This is a genomic window from Cupriavidus sp. FW216-B1 (assembly GCF_058789195.1).
Window position 1 is genome coordinate 141241 of record NZ_JBYTEL010000003.1, and the last position, 22877, is coordinate 164117.

Genomic DNA, 22877 nt, shown 5'->3' on the forward strand with positions numbered 1-22877 from the left:
TGGTAGGCTCGATTGGACTCGAACCAACGACCCCCACCATGTCAAGGTGGTGCTCTAACCAGCTGAGCTACGAGCCTACTGCCACACTACTGCCCTACTTCTTTTTCTGCTGCACCGTCGTGCCGCACCATGTCGTGCTTCACGCCAGCGCACTACCAGAATTGCTTACCACTGCGAATTCGTTGGTAGGCTCGATTGGACTCGAACCAACGACCCCCACCATGTCAAGGTGGTGCTCTAACCAGCTGAGCTACGAGCCTAGCGAAAGCGCGAGTATAGCATCACTTTCGTTTCGCCTGCAAGACCCCTGCCACGTCCTCGATCAGCCCGAGCGCGCGCTGCAATTGCGTCGCCTCGGACACCTCGGCGGTGAACTGCATGCGCGCCACGCCCTTGCTCGACAGCGTCTTCACGCCGGTGACGTTGATCTTCTCGCGCGACAGCACTTCGGAGATGTCGCGCAGCAGGCCCTGCCGGTCGACCGCCTCGACGTGGATGTCCACCGGGTAGACCGCGTCGCTCTTCTTGCCCCACTCGGTCTGGATCACGCGCTCCGGCGCGCGCGCCGACAACTGGCCGAAGGTCGGGCAGCTGCGCCGGTGGATCGACACGCCGCGCCCGCGCGTGACGAAGCCGACGATGTCGTCCGGCGGCGCCGGCTTGCAGCACCGGGACATCTGCGTCATCAGCGAGTCCACGCCCACCACCAGCACGCCGCTCTTGGCGCCGCGCGCCACGCTGGTGGCGCGGCTCTTCTTGGTGACGGCCTCTTCCTCGCTGACCGGCGCGGCGGCCTCGCCCTCCGGGTGGCGCAGCGCCTGCTCCACGTGGCGCAGGCTGAACTCTTCCTTGCCCACCGCCGAGAACAGCTCGTCCGGCGTCTTGAAGCCGAGCCGCGCGGCGAGGTCGTCCAGGCTGACCGCGGTCTTGCCCTCGCGCTGCAGCGTCTTGTCGATCAGCGCGCGGCCCTGCGCGATGGTTTCCTGCGAGTCGAGCGCGTTGAACCAGGCCCGCACCTTGGCGCGCGCGCGCGGCGCGGCGAGGTAGCCCAGCTCGGTGTTGAGCCAGTCGCGCGACGGGCCGCCCTGCTTGACGGCGATGATCTCCACCGTCTGCCCGTTCTTGAGCGGCGTGTTCAGCGGCACCATCGTGCCGTCCACGCGCGCGCCGCGGCAGCGGTGGCCCAGGTCGGTATGCAGGTAGTAGGCGAAGTCGACCGGCGTGGCGCCCTGCGGCAGCGCCACCACGCGCGCCTGCGGCGTGAGCACGTAGATGTGGTCGTCGATGGCGGCGTGCTTGAGCTGCTCCCACGACTCGTCGTGCGCCACCGAATGGTCGGCGTCGTCCTTCCACGCCAGCAGCTGGCGCAGCCACGCGATCTTCTCGTCGTAGCGCTCGCTGGCCGAGAACTGGCCGCTGTAGCCCTTGCTGCCGGCTTCCTTGTAGCGCCAGTGCGCGGCCACGCCGTACTCGGCGAAGTGATGCATTTCCTGGGTGCGGATCTGCACCTCGAAGGCGCGCCCGTCGTCGCCGATCACCACCGTGTGCAGCGACTTGTAGCCGTTGGCCTTGGGCCGCGAGATGTAGTCGTCGAACTCGCGCGGGATCGGCTGCCAGATATGGTGCACGATGCCCAGCACCGTGTAGCAGTCCTTGATGTCGTCCACGATCACGCGGAACGCGCGCACGTCGTAGAGGTCGGCAAAGTCCAGCTCCTTGCCGCGCATCTTCTTCCAGATGCTGTAGATATGCTTGGGCCGGCCCGTCACCTCGGCGCGGATGCCGGCGGTCTCGAGCTCGGACTGCAGCCGCGCGATGGCGCTGGCGATGTAGCCTTCGCGCTCGATGCGCTTCTCGTCGAGCAGCCTGGCGATGCGCTTGTAGGTATCGGGCTGCTCGAAGCGGAACGCCAGGTCCTCCAGCTCCCACTTCATCTGCCAGATGCCGAGCCGGTTGGCCAGCGGCGCGTAGATGTCCAGCGTCTCGCGCGCCACGCCGGGCAGCGGCTGCGCCTTGACCTGCGCCAGCCAGCGCAGCGTCTGCAGGCGCGAGGCCAGCCGCACCAGCACCACGCGGATGTCCTGCGCGAACGCCAGCAGCATCTTGCGCAGCGCCTCCACCTGCTCCTGGCGCGCGGCGATCTCGTCCTTGGTGGTTTCCGGCGCGCCGCTGTGGCCGACCGCGATCGCGCCGATGCGCAGCAGCTGCCGCACGCCCCTGACCAGCCGGGCGACCTCCTCGCCGAAGCGCGGCTCGATATCTTCCTCGCAGCCCGGCACGAACGCCGCCACCGCGAACAGGCAGGCCGCCGCGCGCGCGGCATCGTCGACGCGCAGGCCGTCGAGAATGCGCAGCATGCCCTCGGCATGCGTGAGCACCGGCTCGCCGGTAGGCAGCTGCGCGGCGCCGCCGCGCTCGCGCACGTAGGCCAGCGCGCGCTCCACCAGCCCGGCGTCGGGCGTGCCGGCAACCTGCCCGGCCAGGTCAGTCGACGTCACCATCTCGCTGCACCCGCCTCACTTGAGCGCGGCGGTCACCACCACTTCGATGCGGTACCCGGGATTGGCCAGGCGCGCCTCCACGGTGGCGCGCGGCGGCGTGGCGCCGGGCACCACCCAGGCGTCCCACACCTCGTTCATGATGCCGATCTCGTCCACGTTGGTGAGGAAGATCTGGCACGACAGGATGCGGCTCTTGTCGCTGCCGGCTTCCGCCAGCAGGCGCTCGACGTGGCCCAGCACCTCGCCGGTCTGGCCGCGCAGGTCGGCGGCGGGATCGGTTTCCGCCACCTGGCCGGCGAGGTAGACCACGCCGTTGTAGATCGCGTATTCGGACAGGCGCTTGCCCACGTGGGCGCGCTTCAGTTCACTGGTGCTCATGGCAAAAAACTCTGTTGCTCCGGTTCGCCCGGTTGGTCTGTTGGAAAAACTGCCGCCGCGCGTCAGGCCGCGCCCAGGAAAAACTGGCGGGCGATGGCGATCTGCGCCGGGTCGATGAAGGTCGGCGCATGCCCCACGTCCTGCACTTCCACCGCGCTGACATTGCGCCCGCGCGACACCATCTCGGCCACGGTCTCGCGCGTGAGCAGGTCGGACTGGGCGCCGCGCACCACCAGCGTGGGCGCCTGGATGGCCTCGAACATGTGCCACAGCGCGGCCTCGCCGGCGCTTATCTGCTCGGGCGTGGTCTCGCGGAACGGCAGCGCCATCGCCGGATCGTAATGCAAGCCCCATTCCAGGCCCTCGGCGCCCTGCATCGGCTTGAGGATGGCGCCGTTGAGCTCGCGCCACTGCTCGGGCGTGTGGCGGCCGAACGAGGCGCTGATGGTCTGCAGGTAGGCTAGGCCTTCCTCGAAGGTCTTGAAACGCACCGGCAGGCCGAGGTAGGCGCCGATGCGCTCCACCGCCGAGGCGGCCAGGCGCGGGCCCACGTCGTTGAGCAGCAGCTTGCGCACCGGCGCCTTGGGCAGGCCGGCCAGGCCCATGCCGATCAGGCCGCCCATCGAGGTGCCGAACCAGTCGACCTGCTCGACGTTGAGCCGCGCGATCAGCGTGACCATGTCGGACACGTACTGCGGCACGACGTAGCGGCGCGGGTCGGCCAGCCAGTCCGAGCGGCCGCGCCCGACCACGTCGGGGCAGACCACGCGGTACTCGCCGCACAGCGCGGCCGCCACGGTATCGAAATCGCGGCCGGTGCGCGTCAGGCCATGCACGCACATCAGGACACGGGGATTGGCGGGGTCGCCCCACTCGTGATACGCCATGCGGTGGAGCCCCGCCGGGCTGATGCACTGGACGAAGCCGAGGCGCGGACTGACTGACATCTGAACTCCCTGGCAAAGCGTTATCGAAGCGGCGCCGCCGGCTGGGCGGCACGCGGCTGGGCAAAGCTGGATTGTACGCCGCAGCAGTTACAATGCCACAGCATCCGGCCGCCACCGCCACACGCGCGCCATATGCGCGCCATACGCGCGCCGCGCACCCGCCACGCACGCGCCGCCAGGCGCGCGATCGCACAAGCCCGCGCGGGCACAGGCGGCCGCGCCACGAAGACCCGAACGCAAGGAACCGGTCATGCAAAGACGCATCTTCATCCAGACCCTGGCGGCCGGCGCCGCCGCCGCGCTCGCGCTCGGGCGCGCGCAGGCCGCGCCGGCGCCGGCCATCGAAGTCTTCAAGACGCCAACCTGCGGCTGCTGCGAAGGCTGGGTCGAGCACCTGCGCGCCAACGGCTTCGCCGTGACGGTGCGCAATGTGGACGATACGGGGCCGTACCGGGCGCGCGCCGGCATTCCGGAGCGCTTCGGCTCCTGCCACACCGGCATGATCGCGGGCTACGGCATCGAGGGACACGTGCCGGCCGCCGACATCAGGCGGCTGCTGGCCACCAGGCCCGCCGCCGCGGGGCTGGCGATGCCGGGCATGACGGTCGGCTCGCCGGGCATGGAGCAGGGTTCGCGCAAGGACCCGTTCGACGTCTTCCTGATCCGCCGGGACGGCGCGGCCTCGGTCTTCGCCAGCTACAACAAGCGCGGCGCATGAAGCGGAAATGGCCGCGATGCGGCCATTTCGGGTAGCGGGCGATCCTGGAACGGCGACGGCTGCCGATCTCCCCCGGCCCTCTCCCGCGTGGAAGAGGAGAGGCGACCGGCGGCATTGCCGCCGCCCGCAGTCCGGGCGGTCAGGCGGTCAGGCGGTCACAGCAGCGGCGCGCCGGTCTTGCTCTGGACCTCTTCGCGGCTCACGCCGGGCGCGGTCTCGACCAGCTTGAGGCCGGCCTCGGTCACGTCGAGCACGCCGAGGTCGGTGATGATGCGGTTGACCACGCCCACGCCGGTCAGCGGCAGGTTGCAGGCCTTGAGGATCTTGATGTCCTCGCTGCCGTCCTTCTTCTTGGCGGTGTGTTCCATCAGCACCACCACGCGGCCGACGCCGGCGACGAGGTCCATCGCGCCGCCCATGCCCTTGACCATCTTGCCCGGGATCATCCAGTTGGCCAGGTCGCCGCGCTCGCTGACCTGCATCGCGCCCAGGATGGCCAGGTTGATGTGGCCGCCGCGGATCATCGCGAACGAGTCCGCCGACGAGAAGATCGACGAGCCCGGCAGCGTGGTCACGGTCTGCTTGCCAGCGTTGATCATGTCGGGGTCGATTTCGTCCTCGGTCGGGAACGGGCCGATGCCGAGCAGGCCGTTCTCGGATTGCAGCCACACTTCCATGCCCGCCGGGACGTGGTTGGCCACCAGGGTCGGCAGGCCGATGCCCAGGTTGACGTAGAAGCCGTCCTGCAGCTCGGTCGCGGCGCGCGCCGCCATTTCCTCACGTGTCCATGCCATGATGTCGCTCCTTAGCTGGCCTGATTTTCTGAAACCCGCACGGTGCGCTGCTCGATGCGTTTCTCGGGGGTGGCGTTCACCACGATGCGCTGCACGAAGATGCCCGGCGTATGGATCTCGTCCGGGTCCAGCGTGCCGGTATCGACCAGGTGCTCGACCTCCACCACCGTGATCTTGCCCGCCATCGCGCACACCGGGTTGAAGTTGCGCGCGGTGCGGCGGAACACGAGGTTGCCCGCGCGGTCGGCCTTGTAGGCCTTGACCAGCGCCACGTCGGCGGTCAGCGCGCGTTCCATCACGTACTGGTGGCCGTCGAACTCGCGGATTTCCTTGCCCTCGGCGACGATGGTGCCCACGCCGGTCTTGGTGAAGAAAGCCGGGATGCCCGAGCCGCCGGCGCGCAGCTTCTCGGCCAGCGTGCCCTGCGGCGTGAATTCCAGCTCCAGCTCGCCGGCCAGGTACTGGCGCTCGAACTCCTTGTTCTCGCCCACGTAGGACGAGATCATCTTGCTGATCTGGCGCGTGGCCAGCAGCAGGCCGAGGCCGAAGCCGTCGACGCCGGCATTGTTGGAGATGCAGGTAAGCTGCTTGGCGCCGCTGTCGCGCAGCGCCGCGATCAGTGCCTCGGGAATGCCGCACAGACCGAATCCGCCGACCGCGATCGTCTGGCCGTCGCGGACGACGCCCGCGAGCGCCTCCGCGGCGCTGGCGTAGACCTTGTTCATCTTTATCTCCTTGCCTCGGTGATTTTCCTGTCGCTGTACGCGCCGTGCGGTGTGCCGCCGGCGAGCCACGCAGTGAAATTGTAACGGTACAATCGGGCGGACATCGCCCCGCTGCCGAACGTCCGACAGCATACGCATGTGCGGTATGCCGCGCCAATACGTAAAACTACATAAGCCAATGCCCGCCATCGACTACCAGACCGCCTTCCAGCTTGCTCCGGTCGGCCTCGTGCTGTCGCGCGAGCGCATGATCGAGGACTGCAACGACGAGGTGTGCCGCATCTTCGGCACCACGCGGCAGGCGCTGCTCGGCGAATCGTTCCAGGTACTCTACCCCACCGCCGACGAGTTCGAGCGCACCGGCGCGCGCATCGTGCCGATCATGAATGCCAGGGGGACCTATTCGGACGAGCGCATCATGAAGCGCGCCGGCGGCGAACTGTTCTGGTGCCATGTCACGGGACGCTCGCTGGACCGCTCGCAGCCGCTCGGCGCGGGCATCTGGACCTTCGAGGATCTGTCGCAGAAGCGCCCGGTCACGGCCGAGCTGACCGCGCGCGAGCGCGACATCGCCGCGCAACTGGTGGAAGGCAGGACCAGCAAGCAGATCGGCAAGCTGCTGTCGATCAGCCCGCGCACGGTGGACATCTACCGCGCGCGGCTGATGAAGAAATACGGCGCCCACACCGCGGTGGACCTGGTGCAGCGCCTGGTCAATCACTGAGCGGCACGGCCGCCGCCGGCGTCTACCCGATCAGCGCGCGGATCGCGTCCGGCACCGGCACCGATTTCTCCGCCTCGTAGTCGCACCACACCACCTTGGCGCCGCCCTCGGCGTAGACCACCTCGGGCTGGTCGGTGCGGCGGATCTCCAGGCGGGTCTCGAAGCTGGTGCGGCCCAGCCCGCCGGCGGACATGCGGCATTCGATGTCGCCGGGATAGCGCAGCTGCCGGATGAAGGTCATGTGCGCGTTGATGATGACCGGGCCGTGGCCGGCGGCGTCCTTGCCGCCGTGCCCGAGCGACTCGAACCAGGCGATGCGCGCCTGCTCCAGGTAGCGGAAATAGACCGTGTTGTTGACATGGCCCATCGCGTCCATGTCGCCCCACCGGATGGGCATGCGCAGAGTGAATACGGGTTTCATGGGCGCTAGCCTATCATTCGCCGCGCGCTCGTTCCATCCATCCGCCCTCCGCCTTCCCGCCCCCCCGCCGCTCCCCGGCCTCAGCCGTCGCTCAGGCGCGTGTGCGTGGGCAGTTCGAACGGCGTGTCGGGCGGCAGGTAGGCCGCCGCGCTGGGACGCGGCCAGCCGTCGAAGGCGCCGTCCCCGGGTGCTTCGTCGCCGGCGTCCTCGGCCACATCCCCGGCCGGCCGGAAGTCGCCGCGGCTGGCGATCAGCCGCGGCAGCGCCCGCCGCGCCGGGCGGGCAGCGGCCACGGCAGGTTTTTCCACGCCAGCCGCCGTGGGCCGCGGCGAGGCGTCGGCAAACGCGGGAACCGCCGGAGACGCCGCCGCGACCGCGGCGGGCATGCTCTGCGGCACCGCGGCCGGCTCGCTCCGGGCCGCCTCGGCAAGATGGACCGCCGGGGCGGCCGGCGGCGCGGCTTGCTCGGCCACGGCCGTCGCCGTCACGGCCGGCGCGCGCGCCACGGTGGCCGCCGGCGGCCCGTTGCCGCGCAGGGCGATGCTGGCGAGCCAGAGCGCCAGCATCGCCACACCGCCGCCCAGCAGCCCGGTCACGAGGCTGCGCTGCCGCGCCCGGCGCAGCGAGCGCGCCTGGCCGGGGCCGATGGTGGCGAGATGGCGCTTGACCGCGGCGGCGCGCATCGCGTCGAGCGATTCGCGCACGTCGAAGCTCGTGCCCCACGGCGGCGGCACGGCCGCGTCGGCCGGCAGCGGCGGCAGGCCCGTGGCGACATCGACCGGACCGGCACCACCGCCGCCACGGCGGCGGGAACCGGAATTGGGATTGGGACTGGAAACGGATCTGGACACGGCTCACCCCCGAGGCGCAATGGACGCGGCGGCGCCGGCCCGTCCGGGCGCCATCGGTCAGCGCAGGATCATAGGCGCGCGGCGGCGGCCTGCGACTCGGACGGAACGGATTCTGACGTGGGAAAAATCGGCAAATGCCGCCGGCACGCGCGGCCGGGGCAAACGCAACGCGGTGCCGGGCAGGATCGGGCGGGAAAGGCACTCGCGGCACTCGCGGCGCCAGCGGCGCCGGTGCATGCGGGGACGGCCCGGATCATGCCGGAGCCGCCGATCGCCAGCCGCTCAGCCGCTCAGCGGCGCGGACGGCTGCCCTGCGCGGGCGTGGCGAGGCCGGAATCGGCCAGCGAGGACTCCATGCGGCGGATCTGCTGCTGCAGCTGGTCCAGGCGGATGCGCGAGGCGCGGCTTTCGACCTCGGCGCTCTGCACCTCGGCATGCGCGGACTGCTGTTCCTCGGCGATGCGCTGGCGCTGGGCCTGCATCACGCGCAGGTCTTCGTTGAGCGCGTTGGCGCGCGCTTCGGTGTCCTGCAGCGCCTTGTCATACGCGCGTTTCTGCGACGCCAGCACCTGGCGCCGGATGTCGTCGCCGGCCCAGACGGCGCTCTGCCGCGTGACCTGGCGGTAGGCCTGCTCGGCCGGGACGATCGACTCGAAGCGGAACACGCGCCACAGGTTCTTCTGGTAGAACAGCGCCACGTAGCAGACCACCTGGTCGTCGGCCAGCATCAGCGTGGTGCCGTAGTCGCCGTTGTAGCTCGTGCGCAGCTCGCGCACGGTCCGGTCGCGCAGGCGCTGCTGCAGTTCGGCCACCAGCCCCAGCGAGGCGGGCGACGCCTGCGGGCTGCCGGCCGGGGCCGCGCTCAGCGGCGCCGGCGCTGCCGCCACCGGCACCGGATCGGCGGCAGCCAGCGCGCCAGCGGCGCACAGCGACGACGTCAGGCCGATCAGGCAGGCAAGCAAAGGGGCGCGGCGGGAATTGTTCAGCATAGCGTTCCGGCAGGGACAGAGCGAGGATTCGGGTTATCGGCAAGCCACGGCGGCATGGCCACGGCGGCGTCTCAAGTCTGCGGGGCGCCGCCGCGGCCGCAATGATGCGCCACGCGCACACGGCCAACGGCGGATTGTAACAAGCATGCCCTGGCATGCCTATTAACGGTCGCGTTTTGTCACCCTTGATAGCAGTTGCGGTATCAATCATGCAACAAAAGGAGAGTAAACCGCGCCGCCGCGGCGGCGCGTCCCCCTCCGGCGCCCGTCGGTTCAGCGCTTGGCGATCGACGCCTCGGCCTTGGTCACGAGATCGGCGCCGATCTGCTTCTTCCACTTGTCGTAGACCTTGGCGGTGGCCTTGCGGAAGGCGTCGTGCTCGGCCGGCGTCAGTTGCGTCACCTTCACGCCGTGGGCCTCCATCTCCTTCCAGGCCGGCGCGCCGGCCTCGACCAGCCCCTTGCGGGCCAGCGCGGTTTCCTGCTTGCCGGCATCGATGGCGGCCTGGCGCACGATCTCGCGGTCGGCCGGGGTCCAGCTTTCCCAGATCTGCTTGTTGACCACGAAGATCAGCGGATCGGCGACGTAGCCCCAGGCGGTGACGAACTTCTGGCCCACGGTGTACAGCTTGGCGGCGGCGAACACCGACTGCGGGTTCTCCTGGCCGTCCACCGCGCCCGAGGCCATCGCCGGCTGCGCGTCGGCCCAGCTCATCTGCGTGGGGTTGGCGCCCAGCGCGTTGAAGGTCTCGATGTACAGCGGCGAGCCCACCACGCGCAGCTTCAGGCCCTTGAGGTCTTCCGGCTTGCGGATCTCGTGCTTGGAGTTGGAGACCTCGCGGAAACCGTTCTCGCCCCACGCCAGCGGCACCACGCCGGACTTGTCCAGCGTGGCGAAGATCGACTTGCCGACCTCGCCCTGGGTGAGCGCGTCCAGCGCCTTGTAGTCGGGCATCAGGAACGGCAGCGAGAACAGGTTCAGCTCCTTGACCTGCGGCGACCAGTTGATGGTCGAGCCCACCGCCATGTCGATCACGCCCTGGCGGATCGCCGAGAACTCGCGGGTCTGGTCGCCGGCCACCAGCGAGGTGCCCGGATACAGCTTGATGTTGATGCGGCCACTGGTGCGCTGCTTCACCAGATCGGCCCAGATCTCGCCGCCCTTGCCCCACGGGAACGCGGGGCCGAGCACCAGCGACATCTTGTATTCGGACTTGTAGCTCTGCGCCTGGGCGCCGGCCGGCGCGAGGGCGGCGGCGGCGATGGTGGCAGCCAGCGACAGCATCAGGGCACGACGTTTCATCGGTTCTCTCCTCTCGGGATGTGTTGTGTGTTGTTCTGTTGCCGGCGGCACAGGGACAGCATCGCCCTCTCCCGCCGGCTTCCGGCCCGGGCCGGTTCAGCCCGGTTCAGCCTGGTTCGGATCAGTAGCCGAGCCGGTCCGGCAGCCACGTCGCCAGCGGCGGGTAGGCCAGCACCATCAGCATGGCGACGAACATCGCCAGCAGCATCCAGACCACCCACGGCACGGTCTCTTCCATGCGCACGCGCGCGATCCGGCACGACACCATCAGGTTCACCGCCAGCGGCGGCGTGAACTGCCCCAGCGCCACCTTGAGCGTGAGCACCACGCCGAACCACACCGGGTTCCAGTGGAACGCGTTGGCGATCGGCAGCAGCAGCGGCACGAAGATCAGGAAGATCGAGATGCCGTCGAGGAACATGCCGACCGTCATCAGCAGCGCCACGATCAGCGCCAGCACGCCGTACTCGCCCAGGCCCGAATGCGCGATCGCGTTGGCCAGCGGGTCGATCACGCCGAGCGTGGACAGCGCGTAGGCGAAGATGCCGGCCAGCGCCACCACCAGCAGGATCACCGCGGAAGTCTCCGCCGCTTCCTGGAAGATCACGAACAGGTCGCGCATGCCGATGCTGCGGTAGATCACCATGCCGACGAACAGGCCGTACACCACCGCCACCACGGCGGCCTCGGTCGGCGTGAACCAGCCCGCGCGCATGCCGCCCAGGATCAGGAACGGCGCCACCAGCCCCCAGGCCGCCTCGCGCAGGCTCTTCCAGAACGGCGGGCGCGGCAGCGCGGCCTCGATGGCGCCCATGTTGTGCTTGCGCGCCAGCCACACCGCCGGCACGATCAGCGCCACGCCGGCCAGGATGCCGGGAATCATGCCGGCGGCGAACAGCGCCGGCACCGACGCGCCGGGCACCAGCACGCTGTAGATGATGAACGCCACCGAAGGCGGGATCAGGATGTCCGTGGCCGCCGCCGCGCCGACCACCGCGGCGCTGTACGCGCCCGGATAGCCCGCGCGCGACATCGCCGCGATCATCACGCCGCCCACCGCGGCCGCGTTGGCCGGGCCGGAGCCGGAGATGCCGCCCAGGAACATCGCCACCAGGATGGCCACCAGCGGCAGCATGCCGGGCCCGCGCCCGACGATGGCGATGGCGAACGTGACCAGCCGCTGCGCCACGCCGGAGCGGTCGAAGATCGAGCCGACCAGCACGAACATCGGGATCGCCAGCAGCGGATACTTGGCCAGGCCGGCGTAGAAGTTCTGCGGCACGGCCAGCAGGCCGAACATCTGCGTGTCGAGGTTGGACAGGCCGATCGCCACCAGGCCGCCCAGGCCCAGCGACACGCCGATCGGCACGCCGAGCATCATCAGCCCGAGGAACACCACGAACAGGGTAATGGCGACCAGCGTCATGGCGCGGCCTCCGTCTTCGCCGCGCCCGTGCGCCCGGCATGCAGCGCCTTGAGCGCGCGCAGGTTGCGCGCCACCAGCCCGAAGGCGCGCAGCGCGATGCCCGCCGACAGCACCGGCAGCCACACCGAATACCACCAGCTCGGGATGCCGATGCCGGGCGAGGTCTCGCCGAAGGTGTATTCGTCCCATGCCACGCGCGCGCCCAGCACCGCCAGCGCGATGAACATCGCCGCCACCATCAGCGCCGAGAACACCGCCAAGCGCCGCTGCCGGGCCTCACTGCCGCGCTCGAAGAAGAACTCGATGCGGATGTTGCGGTCGCGCGCCACCGCCGCGCTGCCGGCCACCAGCGCCAGCACGATCATCAGGAAGACCGAGAATTCCTCGGTCCAGGCGAACGATTCGTCGGTGAAATAGCGGACCACGACGTTGGCGAAGGTGATGCACACCAGCAGCACCATCACGATCACGCCAATCCAGTCCTCGATGCGCGGCGACACCCTGAAACCGCCGTCCGCGCTGTCCACGTTCTCCACAAGCTGGCTGGCGCCAGCCTCGCCGGGCACGGCCGCGGCGTGTTGCGGGCCGGCATCGCGCCGCCCCTCCTGGTCTGCTTGCATCTCCCCGGCCTCCGGTCCGGTCCGCCCGGCACGCCGGCCGCTCGCGGATTTTCTTTGAATTATGTAAAGACTTAATCTCAAGACATGGCGGATTATGCCAAGTCTGCGCACGGCGGGGGAATTTTTACGCCTGCCCTACGCCTGCCTGCGGTGCCGGGCGGGCAGCCAGACCCCGCGCGCTTCACGCCCAAGGGGACCGGATCAGCCCTGGGCCGGGGGAAACGCGCGCCCCGCCCGCGCTTGTGGCGCGGCGCGGGGCCGGCATCGCCGGTTGCGGGCGGACCGATGCCGCCCGCAACCGCTCACACCATGCCGTCGTCGGCGGTAATGACCGCGCCGTTGATGAACTGCGACTGGTCGGACGCCAGCAGCAGCAGCAGGCCGTCGAGATCCTCGGGCTTGCCCACGCGCTTGCGCGGCAGCATCTGGATCAGCTTCTGGCCGGCATCGGTATCCCAGTGATGGTGGTTGATGTCGGTGTCGATGTAGCCCGGGCAGATCGCGTTGACGTTGATGCCGTGGCGCGCCCATTCGAGCGCCATCGCCTTGGTCATGTGCACCACCGCGGCCTTGCTCATGCAGTACACGCCGATCTGCGACAGCACCTTGAGCCCGGCCACCGAGGCGATGTTGACGATGCGCGACTGCGGCAGCGGATTGCCGTTCTTCTCCGAGCCCTTGGCGCGCGCGATCATGCGCTTGGCCACTTCCTGCGCCACGAAAAACGCCCCGCGCGTGTTGGTGTCGAAGACGAAATCGAAATCCTCGGGCGCCACCTCGGTCAGCTTCTGCGTGGTGGACACGCCCGAGTTGTTGACCAGGATATCGATCGCGCCGGCCTCGGTCTCGGCATGCGCCACCGCGGCGCGGATGCTGGCGGGGTCGGTCACGTCGAGCCGCACCACGTGGGCGCTGCCGCCGTCGGCCTCGATCGCGGCGCGCAGCTCCTTGAGCCGCTCGGTGCGCCGCGACGCCAGTATCACCTTGGCGCCAGCGGCCGCCAGGACGTGGGCAAAGCGCGTGCCCAGGCCGCTCGACGCGCCCGTCACCAGCGCGACCTTGCCTTCCAGATTGATCGACAAACCCATAATGCCCTCTGTATTCGGAGCCCCGTCCGCCGTCTGCCATGGTCCGCGCCGGCGGGCGCTCCTAGCGAAAACTGCCCGGCCAAAACGGAAGGCAGCATATCAAAAAAAAGAACGGTCGTTCCAAAAAATGTCTTGCCTGACCATGGCGAGTCCCGGACAATGCCGGAGATTCTAAGAACTCGGGCCACAAAGGGAAAGAGGAAAAACACGCAGGCCGCCGCCATCTCGTGCGCGCGCCGCCGCGTCCGTCCGCTTTCCCTGTCGCCTTCCTGCCGCTTTGCCGCCGCTTCGTGCGCGGCTTGCCCGGCCCGGCCCGAGGCATTCCCCGAATCACAGAACCACGCATTTCCCACAATTGCGCGCAAGTTGCCAAGAATAGAGGGTTAGAGACAATGAATCAGCAGCAGCTCCTGGAGCAGTTCGGTCCCCGCGAGGCCATGGAATACGACGTTGTCATCGTCGGCGGCGGCCCCGCCGGCCTGGCAACCGCCATCCGCCTGAAGCAGCTCGCCCAGGAGAAAGGCAACGACGTCAACGTCTGCGTGCTGGAAAAGGGCTCCGAGCCCGGCGCGCACATCCTGTCCGGCGCCATCATGGACCCGCGCGCGCTCGACGAACTGTTCCCCGACTGGAAGGCGCTGGGCGCGCCGCTGAACCAGCCCGTGACCGAGGACAAGTTCCTGTTCCTCGACGAAACCGGCGCCAAGGGCGCCCCGCTGCTGCCCGACTGCTTCCAGAACCACGGCAACTACATCGTCAGCCTGTCGAACTTCGTGCGCTGGCTCGGCCAGCAGGCCGAGGCGCTCGGCGTCGAGATCTTCCCCGGCTTCCCGGCCGCCGAGGTGCTCTACAACGAGGACGGCTCGGTCAAGGGCGTGGCCACCGGCAACATGGGCATCGACAAGGAAGGCGAGCCCACCGACAACTTCCAGCTCGGCATGGAGCTGCACGCCAAGTACACCATCTTCGCCGAAGGCGCGCGCGGCCACCTCGGCAAGCAGCTCATCGCGAAGTACAAGCTCGACGACGGCAAGGACCCGCAAAGCTACGGCATCGGCCTGAAGGAACTGTGGGAGATCGACCCCGCCAAGCACCAGCCCGGCCTCGTGGTGCACACCGCCGGCTGGCCGCTGGACCCGGCCACCTACGGCGGCTCCTTCCTCTACCACATGGAAGACAACAAGGTGGCGGTCGGCTTCGTGGTCGGCCTGGACTACACCAATCCGTGGCTGTCGCCGTTCGAGGAGTTCCAGCGTTTCAAGACGCATCCGGAGATCCGCAAGTATTTCGAAGGCGGCAAGCGCATCGGCTACGGCGCGCGCGCGATCACCGCCGGCGGCCTGCTGTCGCTGCCCAAGACCGTGTTCCCCGGCGGCGCGCTGGTCGGCTGCGACGCCGGCTACCTGAACGCCTCGCGCATCAAGGGCAGCCACGCCGCCATCAAGACCGGCATGATGGCCGCCGAGGCCGCCTACGACGCGCTGCAGGCCGGCCGCCAGCACGACGAACTGACGGCCTACCCGGCCGCGTTCGAGAACAGCTGGCTGCACAAGGAACTGCTGCAATCGAAGAACTTCAAGCAGTGGTTCAAGAAGGGCCGCACCACCGCCACGCTGATGACCGGCATCGAGCAATGGCTGCTGCCCAAGCTCGGCATCCGCAACCCGCCGTGGACCATCCACCGCACCAAGCCGGACCACGTCTACCTCAAGCCGGCCGCCGAGTGCCAGCAGATCGCCTATCCCAAGCCGGACGGCAAGCTGACCTTCGACCGTCTGTCCTCGGTGTTCATCAGCAACACCAACCACGAGGAAAACCAGCCGGCCCACCTGACGCTCAAGGACGCCAGCGTGCCGGTCAGCGTCAACTGGGACAAGTACGCCGGCCCCGAAAGCCGCTACTGCCCGGCCGGCGTGTACGAGTTCGTCAAGAACGACGACGGCAAGGAACGCCTGCAGATCAACGCGCAGAACTGCGTGCACTGCAAGACCTGCGACATCAAGGACCCCACGCAGAACATCGTGTGGGTGACGCCGGAAGGCGGCGGCGGCCCCAACTACGTGGGCATGTAAGCGTCCGGCGCGATGCGCGCAGCGGGCATCCGGGTCGCTCCCGGATGCCCGCTTTGTTTTTGCGCTACTCGATCTTCGCGCCCGACGCCTTCACCACGCCCTGCCAGCGCGCGTACTCGGAGCGGATGAACGCGCCATAGGCTTGCGCCGTGCCGCCGAGCACGTCGACGCCCTGCTCCGCCAGCACCTTGCGCACCGGCGCGCTGGCCAGCACCGCGTTGATCGCCTGGTTGAGCCTGGCGATCACCGGCGCGGGCGTCCCGGCCGGGGCGACGATGCCCTGCCACGCGGTCGAGGAAAAATCGGTGGACAGCGCCTCGGCCACCGTGGGCACGTCCGGCAGCGTGGCCGCGCGGGCGCGCGAAGTCACCGCCAGCGCCTTGAGCCGGCCGTCGCGGATGTAGGGCAAGGCGGTGTTCAGCGTGGTCGTCATGAACTGCGTCTGCCCCGCGAGCAGGTCGACCAGCGCCGGCGCCGTGCCCTTGTAGGGCACGTGGATGGCCTTCAGCTGCCACATCGACGTGAGCTGCGCCGACGACAGGTGCTCGATGGCGCCCGTGCCCGACGAGCCGTAGTTGAAATGGTCCGGCTGGCTCTTGATCAGCTGCATCAGCTCCTTGAGCGAATTCACCCGCACCTTGGGATTCACCATCAGCACCAGCGGCATCTCGGCGGTCAGCGCCACCGGCGCGAGGTCGCGCACCGGGTCGTACCCCACGCGCGCGTAGACCCACGGCGCGATGGTGATCGACGAGGTGTTGTAGAGCACCGTGTAGCCGTCCGGCACGGCCTTGGCGACCGTTTCGGCGGCAATGTTGGCGCCGGCGCCGGGCCGGTTCTCCACCACGATCGCCTGGCCGAGCTTGTCGCCGAGCGCCTGCCCGATGACGCGCGCGACGATGTCGGTCGGGCCGCCGGGCGCGAAGCCCACGATCATGCGGATCGGCTTGTTGGGATAGTCGCCCGGCTGGGCGCCCGCGAGGCCGGGCCATAGCGCCGCCGCCGCGCAGGCGAGCGCCGCCAGCCCCGCGCGCAAGGCTTGCTGGTTCATTGTTGTCTCCGTCGTTGTTATGGGAATGCGTGTCTGCGGGATGCGCGGGATGCGCGCCGCGCTACACGGTCGCCACCGGCGTCACCGGCGAGCCCACCGCGCCCGGCAGGTACAGCGGCGGCGCGGTCAGCAGGAACGCCGAGCGCCCGCGCGCCTGCAGCCAGTCCGCCAGGTCGGCCAGCCACCACAGCTCGGCCAGCGGCACACCCAGCTTGAACAGGCAATGCTGGTGCAGCGGCAGCGCGGGCCGCTGCCCGAGCGTGCTCTCCTGCGCGGGCAGTCCCTCCACCGCGTAGTTGTCCGCGCAGATCGCGGCCACGCCGCTGTCCGTGATCCATTGCAGCAGCGCGTCGTCGCGCCCGTCGAGCACGCTCGCGGTGCGGTCGAGCACCTCGATGTCCGGCTCGCGGTTCATGCCGACCAGCACCTCGGTGAAGCCGGTGCGCAGCACCAGCATGTCGCCGGGCGTGACCGTGATGCGGTCGGCGTCCAGCACGCGCATCAGGTCCTGGTAGCCCACGTAGCGGCGCTCCAGGCCGAAGTGCTTCTTGAGATCGACCAGCACCGCCCTGCCCTGGATCGCCTTGCGCGCCATGTTGGCCACGCCGAGCGCGCGCGCGCCGTACGGGCCGTCGACGTCCACGTCGCCGTCGGGACGGTAGTCGCGCGGGCCCACCACGTGCTCGTTGGCGCGATAGCCGTTGTAGTAGACCTTCTCCTTCACGCCGTTGCCCATCGCGTCGAAGAACGCGCCGACGTGGGCGAACGAGTCCCACTGCGTGGAGTACTGCAGCGCGAGCGTGACCTGGTCGTCGCTGAGCACGTCGGTGTTGCGCCCGTCGAGGCGCGCCAGCGGAAAGTTCAGGCACGGGCAGCCGTCCTGCAGCGTCGGCGACAGCCGCGGCGGATGGCGGCGCGGGTTCAGCACCGCGCCGCCGGGAAAATCGAGCGGCAGGCTCAGGCAGAACGACAGCCCCTCCGTGACCTCGCCGATGCCGGCCTTGAGCTTTGCCGGCGTCAGCAGGTTCAGCCGCCCCAGTTGGTCGTCCTCGCCGAAATCCCCCCATGTCGAGCCCTCGGGCCGACGTTTCCATCGCGTTGCCATTCCACTGTCCCCTATGTCGTTTTCGTGTGGCCGGCGTGCGGGCGGCGACATGCCGCCCGTGCCAAAACCGCTTCCGAATTCTAATCCCACACCTTACAATGTCAACCTGCTGATTAATTATTCAACCTGTTGAATTTATAAAGACCTGGAGACGAATGTGATTTCACGCCTGATGCGCCTCGCCGACGAGCGGCCCGACACCCCGTTCCTGCTGTTCGAAGACCAGCAGTGGAGCTTTGGCGCCGTGGCCGGCGTCGCGCGGCGCGGCGCCACCTGGCTCGACCAGCTCGGCGTGCAGCCGGGCGACCGCGTGGTGCTGGCGATCGGCAACCGGCCGCTGTTCCTGTTCGCGTGGTTCGCGCTGCTCGCGCGCGGCGCCGTGGCGGTGCCGGTCAGCCACGACATGTTCGGCGAGCCGCTGCGCTACGTGGTGCGGCAGAGCGAATCCCGCTTCCTGCTGTGCGAGGCCGGCGAGCGCGCGCGCTTCGAGGAAGACACCCGCGACTGCGCCGTCGGCGTGCTCGCCTTCGCCGACGAAGCCGCGTTCCTCGCCGCCACCGATGCCTGCGCGCCGGCGCCCGTCGCCGGCATGGCGGCCGCCGCGCCCGCCGCCATCCTCTACACCTCCGGCACCACCGGCCAGCCCAAGGGCGTGGTGATCCCGAACCGCTCGTACCTCGCCGCCGGCGAAAAGGTCACGCAGGCGATCGGCATCACGCAGGACGACCGCATCCTCACCTTCCTGCCGCTGCACCACGCCAACCCGCAGATGTACTCGGTCATGTCCGCGCTGACGGTGGGCTGCAGCATCGCCATCGTGGCGAAATTCTCGGCATCGCGGTTCCTGCAGCAGGCCGCGCGGTACCAGGCCACCGGCTTCACCTACGTCGGCACCGTGCTCAGCATCCTGGCCAAGGAATGGAGCGAGCCGGTGCGCAGCAGCCTGCGCTGGTGCGTGGGCGGCGGCGCGCCGCGCGCGGTGTGGGAACGCCTCGACGGCCTGCTGCCGGTGACGGTGCACGAGCTGTACGGCATGACCGAGACCGGCGGGCTCGTCACCATCAACGCGGGCGGGCGCTATCGCTTCGGCTCCGTGGGCGCCGCCCGCGACGACTTCGACGTGGCGGTGCTCGGCGACGACGACCGCGTGCTGCCGCCGGGGCGCACCGGCGAGATCGCGGTGCGCCCGCGCGAGCCGTTCGTGATGACCACCGGCTATTTCCGCAAGCCCGAGGAAACGCTCGCCGCGCTCGGCAACCTGTGGTTCCACACCGGCGACCTCGGCCGCTTCGACGACGACGGCTTCCTCTATTTCGAAGGCCGCAAGAAGGAGCTGATCCGCCGCGGCGGCGAGATGATCTCGCCGGTGGAGATCGAGCTCGCCGCGCTCAGGTTCGCCCACGTCGCCGACTGCGCGGCGGTGGGCGTGGCCGACGAGATCCTCGAGGAAGAGGTCAAGCTCGTGGTGGTGCGCCGCGACGGCTTCGATGCCGCCGAACTGCTGTCGCACCTGCGCGGCGCGCTGCCGCGCCACATGGTGCCGCGCTATCTCGACTTCGTCGCCGAGATCCCCAAGACGCCGACGCAGAAGGTGCAGCGCTTCCGCCTGCCGAAGAACTCCGCAGCGACCATCGACCTCAAGGCCGCGGGTTGAGGTCAAGGCAGCGGGCCGGCAGCGGGCTAACAAGCGCTATCATTCCGCCATCCCATTTCCGCCATATACGCCCATGACCGTACCCGCAGCCGGCCGCACCCTCGACATCATCGAAATCTTCGCGCGCGAGCGCCGCCCGATGTCGGTGTCGACGATCGCCAAGGCTACCGACATGCCGCTTTCGAGCTGCCACGGCCTGGTCAAGACGCTCGAGTCGCGCGGCTACCTGATGGAGAGCAAGACCCAGGGCGGGTACTACATGACCCGCCTGCTCGGCCACCTGGTGCGCGCGATCGAGGAGTTCGACCCGCTGCCGGGCTGGATCGTGCCGGGCCTGGCGGAGATGCGCGACCAGTGCCTGGAGACGGTGGTGCTGGCCAAGCTGACCGGCGACAACGCCTCCTACGTCGAAGTGCTGGAGAGCGAGCAGAGCATCCGCTTCATCGTGCGCGTGGGCGACACGCGCCCGCTCTATGCCAGCGCGGTCGGCAAGGCGCTGCTCGGCGCCATGCCCGACGACGAGCGCGACGCGATGATCGACGGCATCGCCTTCACCCGGCGCGGCAAGAAATCGATCACCTCGCGCGCGGCGCTGCTCAAGGATCTCGAAACCAGCCGCGCGCGCGGCTGGTACATGACCGCCGGCGAATACTTCGACGACGTGAGCGCCGTCGCCGACGCCATGCGCATCGGCAAGGAATACTACGCGGTGGCCATCGCCGGCCCGTCGGCGCGCATCGAGGCGGCGCTGGACAAGCACGTCAAGCTGATCACGGCATTCACCCGGAACTGGCGCGCGTCGTTCGATACCCGGGGCGGCTGAGGCGCCCCCCGCGCCTGCCTCCGAGGAAGAAGCAGGCTGGCGGCATCGCGCCGCCATTGCCCGAACCTTATCTGATCATTACTCGGCGGACGCCGGCGCCGCCTCGCGGCTGCCGCCCAGATCCGTCCCCCGCGTCTCGGGCAGCAGCGTCGCCGCGATCAGCACCAGCACGTAGGCGCCGCCCGCGAACGCGCCGATCGCCGCCGCCAGGCCGATGCGCTCGCTCAGGTGTCCCACCAGCGTCGGAAACAGCGCGCCCACGGCACGGCCGAAGCTGTAGGCGAAGCCCTGCCCGCTGGCCCGCACCGAGGCCGGGAACAGCTCGGTCAGGAACGAGCCGAGCCCGCTGTAGATGCCCGACGCGGCAAACCCCAGCGGAAAGCCCAGCACCAGCATCTGGCCGTTGGTGATGTCGTACTGGCTGTAGAACCAGATCGACAGCCCGGACAGCACCGTGAACACGTAGAGGTTGGCGCGTCGGCCCCACCAGTCGGTCAGGTAGGCGCCGACGATGTAGCCGGCGAACGAGCCCACGATCACCACCATCAGGTAGCCGCCCGTGTCGAGCACGGACAGGTGGTACTTGGTCCGCAGGAACGTCGGCAGCCAGATCGTGATCGCGTAGTAGCCGCCCTGCACGCCGGTGCACAGCAGCGAGGTCAGCAGCGTGGTGCGCAGCAGCGCCGGCGAGAAGATGCGGTGGAACGGCACCGACTCCCCGCGCGCCGCGGCCAGCGCGCGCGCGTTGGCCGATACGCGCGGCTCCGGCACGTGCTTGCGGATGTAGAACACCAGCAGCGCCGGCAGGATGCCGATCCAGAACAGGATGCGCCACGCCAGCGCCTCCGGCACCAGCGAGTAGACCACCGTATAGGCGATGGCCGAGATGCCCCAGCCCACCGCCCACGCGCTCTGCACCGTGCCCACCGCCTTGCCGCGGTGCTCGCCGCGCACGATCTCGCCCATCAGCACCGAGCCCACCGCCCACTCGCCGCCGAAGCCCAGGCCCTGCAGCGCGCGCAGCACGAACGCCTGCTCGAAGTTCTGCGCGAAGCCGAGCAGCAAGGTGCACACGGAAAACCACAGGATCGTCCACTGCATCACGCGCACGCGGCCGTAGCGGTCCGCCAGGATGCCGGCGACCCAGCCGCCCAGCGCCGACACCAGCAGCGTGACGGTGCCCAGCATGCCGGCCTGGGTGCGGTCGATGTGCCAGAGCGACATGAACGTGCCGAGCACGAAGGTAAACATCATGAAATCCACGCCGTCCAGCGCCCATCCGCCGAACGCCGCCACAAAGGTGCGCCGTTCGTCCTTGCCGAGTTCTCGGTACCACTTCATCGTTGTCTCCGGTCTTTCTTGTGAATTCTTCTGCCTTCTGGATTGCGCGCGGTGCCACGCCGGGCGCTTGCGCCAATTCTACGACCGGCCTGTATAATGTCAACCAGACGAATATAGTTTCAACATACTGAATACACAGAGAACAAGTACAGGAGGCAACGATGCAGGAAAACCGCAACAAGCTGTGGCAGGACATGGTCGAGCCGGCCTTCGTCGACGCGCTGCGCGCGCTGGTCGCGGCGCAAGTCGAACCGAATGCCGCCGCCATCGACGCGCAGGACGTCTACCCCGTGGCGGAGATCCGCGCGCTGGCGCGCGCGGGCTACAACAGCATCTGCCTGCCGGCCGAGTTCGGCGGGCGCGGCAGCTACCGGCACGCGCTGGCGGTGTTCGAGGAGGTGTCCTACGCCAGCGCGGCGGTCGGCATCAGCCTGATCACGATCCTGCAGGCGCAGACCATCCTGCACCTGTTCGGCAACGAAGCGCTCCGCCGGCGCTACCTGCCGCGCTTCGCCGAGGGGCTGATCTCGGCCTACGCGCTGACGGAGGCCAACCACGGCAGCGACATCCGCTCGCTCGACACCAAGGCGCGCCGCGTCGGCGACGAATGGCTGCTCACCGGCGAGAAATCGTTCATCACCTCGGGGTCCGCCGCCGAGTTCTTCATCATCCTGGCGCAGACCGAGACCGGCGTGTCGGCGTTCGCGCTGCCAGGCGACACCCGCGGGCTGTCCACCTACGTCGGCGCGAATTCGGCCACCTTCGGCCTGCGCAACGGCCCGCACGTCAACCTCGTGCTCGACGGCTGCCGCCTGCCGCTCGACCATCTCATCGGCACCGAAGGCAAGGGCGTGCGCGCGGCCGTGACCACGCTCAACTATTCGCGCACGATGGCCGCCGGCATCAGCCTCGGCATCGCCCGCGCCGCGTTCGACAAATCGCTCGCGCACGCGCGCCAGCGCAAGGTGTTCGACAGCACCGTGTTCGACAAGCAGGGCATCCAGTGGTATTTCGCCGACATGCTCACCCGCATCGACGCGGCGCGGCTGCTGACCTACCGCGCCGCGCAGGCGCTCGACACCGGCGCGGACGTGCCGCGCCTGTCGAGCGAGGCCAAGCTGATGGCCGCCGCGCTGGCCACCGAGGTGGCCGGCACCGCGATCCAGATCTGCGGCGCCTACGGCGTGATGGAAAACTCGCCCTACGGCCGCTACCTGCGCGACGCCAAGGCGTACGAGATCGCCGGCGGCGCGTCGGAGATCCTGCGCAACACGATCGGCAAGGCCCTGCTGGAATACTGACGCGGGACGGCGCGCGCATGCGCGGCGGCGCGTTGCCGCCGCCGCG

The 22877-nt window shown here is 69.1% G+C and carries 21 protein-coding genes and 2 tRNA genes; 6 read left to right on the plus strand and 17 right to left on the minus strand.

From position 1 onward, the window contains the following. The 5 genes from AC3WXD_RS10395 to phaZc all read right to left on the minus strand — a co-directional run bounded on the left by AC3WXD_RS10395 (position 1) and on the right by phaZc (position 3826). A tRNA-Val gene (locus tag AC3WXD_RS10395) sits at positions 1-77 on the minus strand. 106 nt (positions 78-183) lie between these two features. Next, a tRNA-Val gene (locus AC3WXD_RS10400) sits at positions 184-260 on the minus strand. 21 nt (positions 261-281) lie between these two features. Then, positions 282-2501: a RelA/SpoT family protein gene (locus AC3WXD_RS10405; RefSeq protein WP_020202608.1), complete on the minus strand. Its 2220-nt coding sequence runs from the start codon at positions 2499-2501 to the stop codon at positions 282-284. A 15-nt stretch (positions 2502-2516) separates the two neighbouring features. Continuing rightward, positions 2517-2879, minus strand: coding sequence for a RidA family protein (locus AC3WXD_RS10410; protein ID WP_020202607.1), 363 nt, complete (start codon positions 2877-2879; stop codon positions 2517-2519). 62 nt (positions 2880-2941) lie between these two features. Then, on the minus strand, positions 2942-3826 hold the full coding sequence (gene phaZc / locus AC3WXD_RS10415) for a 3-hydroxybutyrate-oligomer hydrolase PhaZc (protein ID WP_059413124.1): 885 nt from the start codon (positions 3824-3826) through the stop codon (positions 2942-2944). A gap of 250 nt (positions 3827-4076) precedes the next feature. On the opposite strand from phaZc, the gene AC3WXD_RS10420 reads away from it, so the two are divergent. Next, the gene (locus AC3WXD_RS10420; RefSeq protein ID WP_492323637.1) at positions 4077-4544 is read left to right on the plus strand and encodes a DUF411 domain-containing protein; all 468 of its coding nucleotides are present in this window, start codon (positions 4077-4079) and stop codon (positions 4542-4544) included. A 155-nt stretch (positions 4545-4699) separates the two neighbouring features. On the opposite strand, the gene AC3WXD_RS10425 is transcribed toward AC3WXD_RS10420, so the two are convergent. After that, a complete protein-coding gene (locus AC3WXD_RS10425; RefSeq protein WP_043366320.1) occupies positions 4700-5338 on the minus strand; it encodes a CoA transferase subunit B in 639 nt (212 codons plus the stop codon). Between the two features lie 11 nt (positions 5339-5349). After that, on the minus strand, positions 5350-6063 hold the full coding sequence (locus AC3WXD_RS10430; protein ID WP_020202602.1) for a CoA transferase subunit A: 714 nt from the start codon (positions 6061-6063) through the stop codon (positions 5350-5352). Between the two features lie 178 nt (positions 6064-6241). Between AC3WXD_RS10430 and AC3WXD_RS10435 the strand changes: the two genes are divergently transcribed. After that, positions 6242-6787 carry a PAS and helix-turn-helix domain-containing protein gene (locus AC3WXD_RS10435; RefSeq protein WP_020202601.1) on the plus strand — a complete coding sequence of 182 codons (546 nt, stop codon included), beginning with the start codon at positions 6242-6244 and terminating at the stop codon, positions 6785-6787. Between the two features lie 22 nt (positions 6788-6809). Here the strand turns inward: AC3WXD_RS10435 and AC3WXD_RS10440 are convergent, their stop codons facing one another. The 7 genes from AC3WXD_RS10440 to AC3WXD_RS10470 all read right to left on the minus strand — a co-directional run bounded on the left by AC3WXD_RS10440 (position 6810) and on the right by AC3WXD_RS10470 (position 13484). Beyond that, positions 6810-7208 carry an acyl-CoA thioesterase gene (locus tag AC3WXD_RS10440; protein ID WP_029043515.1) on the minus strand — a complete coding sequence of 133 codons (399 nt, stop codon included), beginning with the start codon at positions 7206-7208 and terminating at the stop codon, positions 6810-6812. 80 nt (positions 7209-7288) lie between these two features. After that, positions 7289-8059: a hypothetical protein gene (locus AC3WXD_RS10445; RefSeq protein ID WP_492323638.1), complete on the minus strand. Its 771-nt coding sequence runs from the start codon at positions 8057-8059 to the stop codon at positions 7289-7291. A gap of 290 nt (positions 8060-8349) precedes the next feature. Beyond that, the gene (locus AC3WXD_RS10450; RefSeq protein WP_059413129.1) at positions 8350-9048 is read right to left on the minus strand and encodes a DUF2968 domain-containing protein; all 699 of its coding nucleotides are present in this window, start codon (positions 9046-9048) and stop codon (positions 8350-8352) included. 273 nt (positions 9049-9321) lie between these two features. Next, on the minus strand, positions 9322-10350 hold the full coding sequence (locus tag AC3WXD_RS10455) for a DctP family TRAP transporter solute-binding subunit (RefSeq protein WP_029043513.1): 1029 nt from the start codon (positions 10348-10350) through the stop codon (positions 9322-9324). 121 nt (positions 10351-10471) lie between these two features. Beyond that, positions 10472-11776, minus strand: a complete 1305-nt coding sequence (locus AC3WXD_RS10460) for a TRAP transporter large permease (RefSeq protein ID WP_020202597.1) — start codon at positions 11774-11776, stop codon at positions 10472-10474. Then, positions 11773-12396, minus strand: a complete 624-nt coding sequence (locus AC3WXD_RS10465; protein WP_059413130.1) for a TRAP transporter small permease — start codon at positions 12394-12396, stop codon at positions 11773-11775. Before AC3WXD_RS10465 ends, AC3WXD_RS10460 begins: the two co-directional genes overlap by 4 nt. 302 nt (positions 12397-12698) lie before the next feature. After that, positions 12699-13484, minus strand: coding sequence for an SDR family oxidoreductase (locus tag AC3WXD_RS10470; protein ID WP_029043511.1), 786 nt, complete (start codon positions 13482-13484; stop codon positions 12699-12701). A gap of 392 nt (positions 13485-13876) precedes the next feature. On the opposite strand from AC3WXD_RS10470, the gene AC3WXD_RS10475 reads away from it, so the two are divergent. Then, a complete protein-coding gene (locus AC3WXD_RS10475) occupies positions 13877-15556 on the plus strand; it encodes an electron transfer flavoprotein-ubiquinone oxidoreductase (RefSeq protein ID WP_454731384.1) in 1680 nt (559 codons plus the stop codon). A 64-nt stretch (positions 15557-15620) separates the two neighbouring features. On the opposite strand, the gene AC3WXD_RS10480 is transcribed toward AC3WXD_RS10475, so the two are convergent. Together AC3WXD_RS10480 and AC3WXD_RS10485 are read right to left on the minus strand one after the other, a co-directional pair. Next, positions 15621-16607 (minus strand): Bug family tripartite tricarboxylate transporter substrate binding protein, encoded by a 987-nt coding sequence (locus AC3WXD_RS10480; protein WP_059413131.1) that lies wholly within the window; start codon positions 16605-16607, stop codon positions 15621-15623. A 61-nt stretch (positions 16608-16668) separates the two neighbouring features. Then, positions 16669-17712, minus strand: a complete 1044-nt coding sequence (locus tag AC3WXD_RS10485) for a cyclase family protein (RefSeq protein WP_492323639.1) — start codon at positions 17710-17712, stop codon at positions 16669-16671. Between the two features lie 157 nt (positions 17713-17869). Between AC3WXD_RS10485 and AC3WXD_RS10490 the strand changes: the two genes are divergently transcribed. Together AC3WXD_RS10490 and AC3WXD_RS10495 are read left to right on the plus strand one after the other, a co-directional pair. After that, entirely contained in the window at positions 17870-19366 is a 1497-nt protein-coding gene (locus AC3WXD_RS10490) for a class I adenylate-forming enzyme family protein (protein WP_156173896.1), read from the plus strand. 73 nt (positions 19367-19439) lie between these two features. Next, a complete protein-coding gene (locus AC3WXD_RS10495; RefSeq protein ID WP_020202590.1) occupies positions 19440-20189 on the plus strand; it encodes an IclR family transcriptional regulator in 750 nt (249 codons plus the stop codon). Between the two features lie 78 nt (positions 20190-20267). Here the strand turns inward: AC3WXD_RS10495 and AC3WXD_RS10500 are convergent, their stop codons facing one another. Beyond that, the gene (locus AC3WXD_RS10500; protein WP_020202589.1) at positions 20268-21530 is read right to left on the minus strand and encodes an MFS transporter; all 1263 of its coding nucleotides are present in this window, start codon (positions 21528-21530) and stop codon (positions 20268-20270) included. 161 nt (positions 21531-21691) lie between these two features. On the opposite strand from AC3WXD_RS10500, the gene AC3WXD_RS10505 reads away from it, so the two are divergent. Continuing rightward, positions 21692-22831: an acyl-CoA dehydrogenase family protein gene (locus AC3WXD_RS10505; protein WP_492323640.1), complete on the plus strand. Its 1140-nt coding sequence runs from the start codon at positions 21692-21694 to the stop codon at positions 22829-22831. The last annotated feature ends 46 nt before the right edge of the window (positions 22832-22877 follow it).

What these genes read in the sequence shown, in the direction of transcription:
- AC3WXD_RS10405 (WP_020202608.1), bottom strand. Translation starts at nt 2,501, where the DNA reads ATGGTGACGTCGACTGACCTGGCCGGGCAGGTTGCCGGCACGCCCGAC.
- AC3WXD_RS10410 (WP_020202607.1), bottom strand. Translation starts at nt 2,879, where the DNA reads ATGAGCACCAGTGAACTGAAGCGCGCCCACGTGGGCAAGCGCCTGTCC.
- phaZc (WP_059413124.1), bottom strand. Translation starts at nt 3,826, where the DNA reads ATGTCAGTCAGTCCGCGCCTCGGCTTCGTCCAGTGCATCAGCCCGGCG.
- AC3WXD_RS10420 (WP_492323637.1), top strand. Translation starts at nt 4,077, where the DNA reads ATGCAAAGACGCATCTTCATCCAGACCCTGGCGGCCGGCGCCGCCGCC.
- AC3WXD_RS10425 (WP_043366320.1), bottom strand. Translation starts at nt 5,338, where the DNA reads ATGGCATGGACACGTGAGGAAATGGCGGCGCGCGCCGCGACCGAGCTG.
- AC3WXD_RS10430 (WP_020202602.1), bottom strand. Translation starts at nt 6,063, where the DNA reads ATGAACAAGGTCTACGCCAGCGCCGCGGAGGCGCTCGCGGGCGTCGTC.
- AC3WXD_RS10435 (WP_020202601.1), top strand. Translation starts at nt 6,242, where the DNA reads ATGCCCGCCATCGACTACCAGACCGCCTTCCAGCTTGCTCCGGTCGGC.
- AC3WXD_RS10440 (WP_029043515.1), bottom strand. Translation starts at nt 7,208, where the DNA reads ATGAAACCCGTATTCACTCTGCGCATGCCCATCCGGTGGGGCGACATG.
- AC3WXD_RS10450 (WP_059413129.1), bottom strand. Translation starts at nt 9,048, where the DNA reads ATGCTGAACAATTCCCGCCGCGCCCCTTTGCTTGCCTGCCTGATCGGC.
- AC3WXD_RS10455 (WP_029043513.1), bottom strand. Translation starts at nt 10,350, where the DNA reads ATGAAACGTCGTGCCCTGATGCTGTCGCTGGCTGCCACCATCGCCGCC.
- AC3WXD_RS10460 (WP_020202597.1), bottom strand. Translation starts at nt 11,776, where the DNA reads ATGACGCTGGTCGCCATTACCCTGTTCGTGGTGTTCCTCGGGCTGATG.
- AC3WXD_RS10465 (WP_059413130.1), bottom strand. Translation starts at nt 12,396, where the DNA reads ATGCAAGCAGACCAGGAGGGGCGGCGCGATGCCGGCCCGCAACACGCC.
- AC3WXD_RS10470 (WP_029043511.1), bottom strand. Translation starts at nt 13,484, where the DNA reads ATGGGTTTGTCGATCAATCTGGAAGGCAAGGTCGCGCTGGTGACGGGC.
- AC3WXD_RS10475 (WP_454731384.1), top strand. Translation starts at nt 13,877, where the DNA reads ATGAATCAGCAGCAGCTCCTGGAGCAGTTCGGTCCCCGCGAGGCCATG.
- AC3WXD_RS10480 (WP_059413131.1), bottom strand. Translation starts at nt 16,607, where the DNA reads ATGAACCAGCAAGCCTTGCGCGCGGGGCTGGCGGCGCTCGCCTGCGCG.
- AC3WXD_RS10485 (WP_492323639.1), bottom strand. Translation starts at nt 17,712, where the DNA reads ATGGCAACGCGATGGAAACGTCGGCCCGAGGGCTCGACATGGGGGGAT.
- AC3WXD_RS10495 (WP_020202590.1), top strand. Translation starts at nt 19,440, where the DNA reads ATGACCGTACCCGCAGCCGGCCGCACCCTCGACATCATCGAAATCTTC.
- AC3WXD_RS10500 (WP_020202589.1), bottom strand. Translation starts at nt 21,530, where the DNA reads ATGAAGTGGTACCGAGAACTCGGCAAGGACGAACGGCGCACCTTTGTG.
- AC3WXD_RS10505 (WP_492323640.1), top strand. Translation starts at nt 21,692, where the DNA reads ATGCAGGAAAACCGCAACAAGCTGTGGCAGGACATGGTCGAGCCGGCC.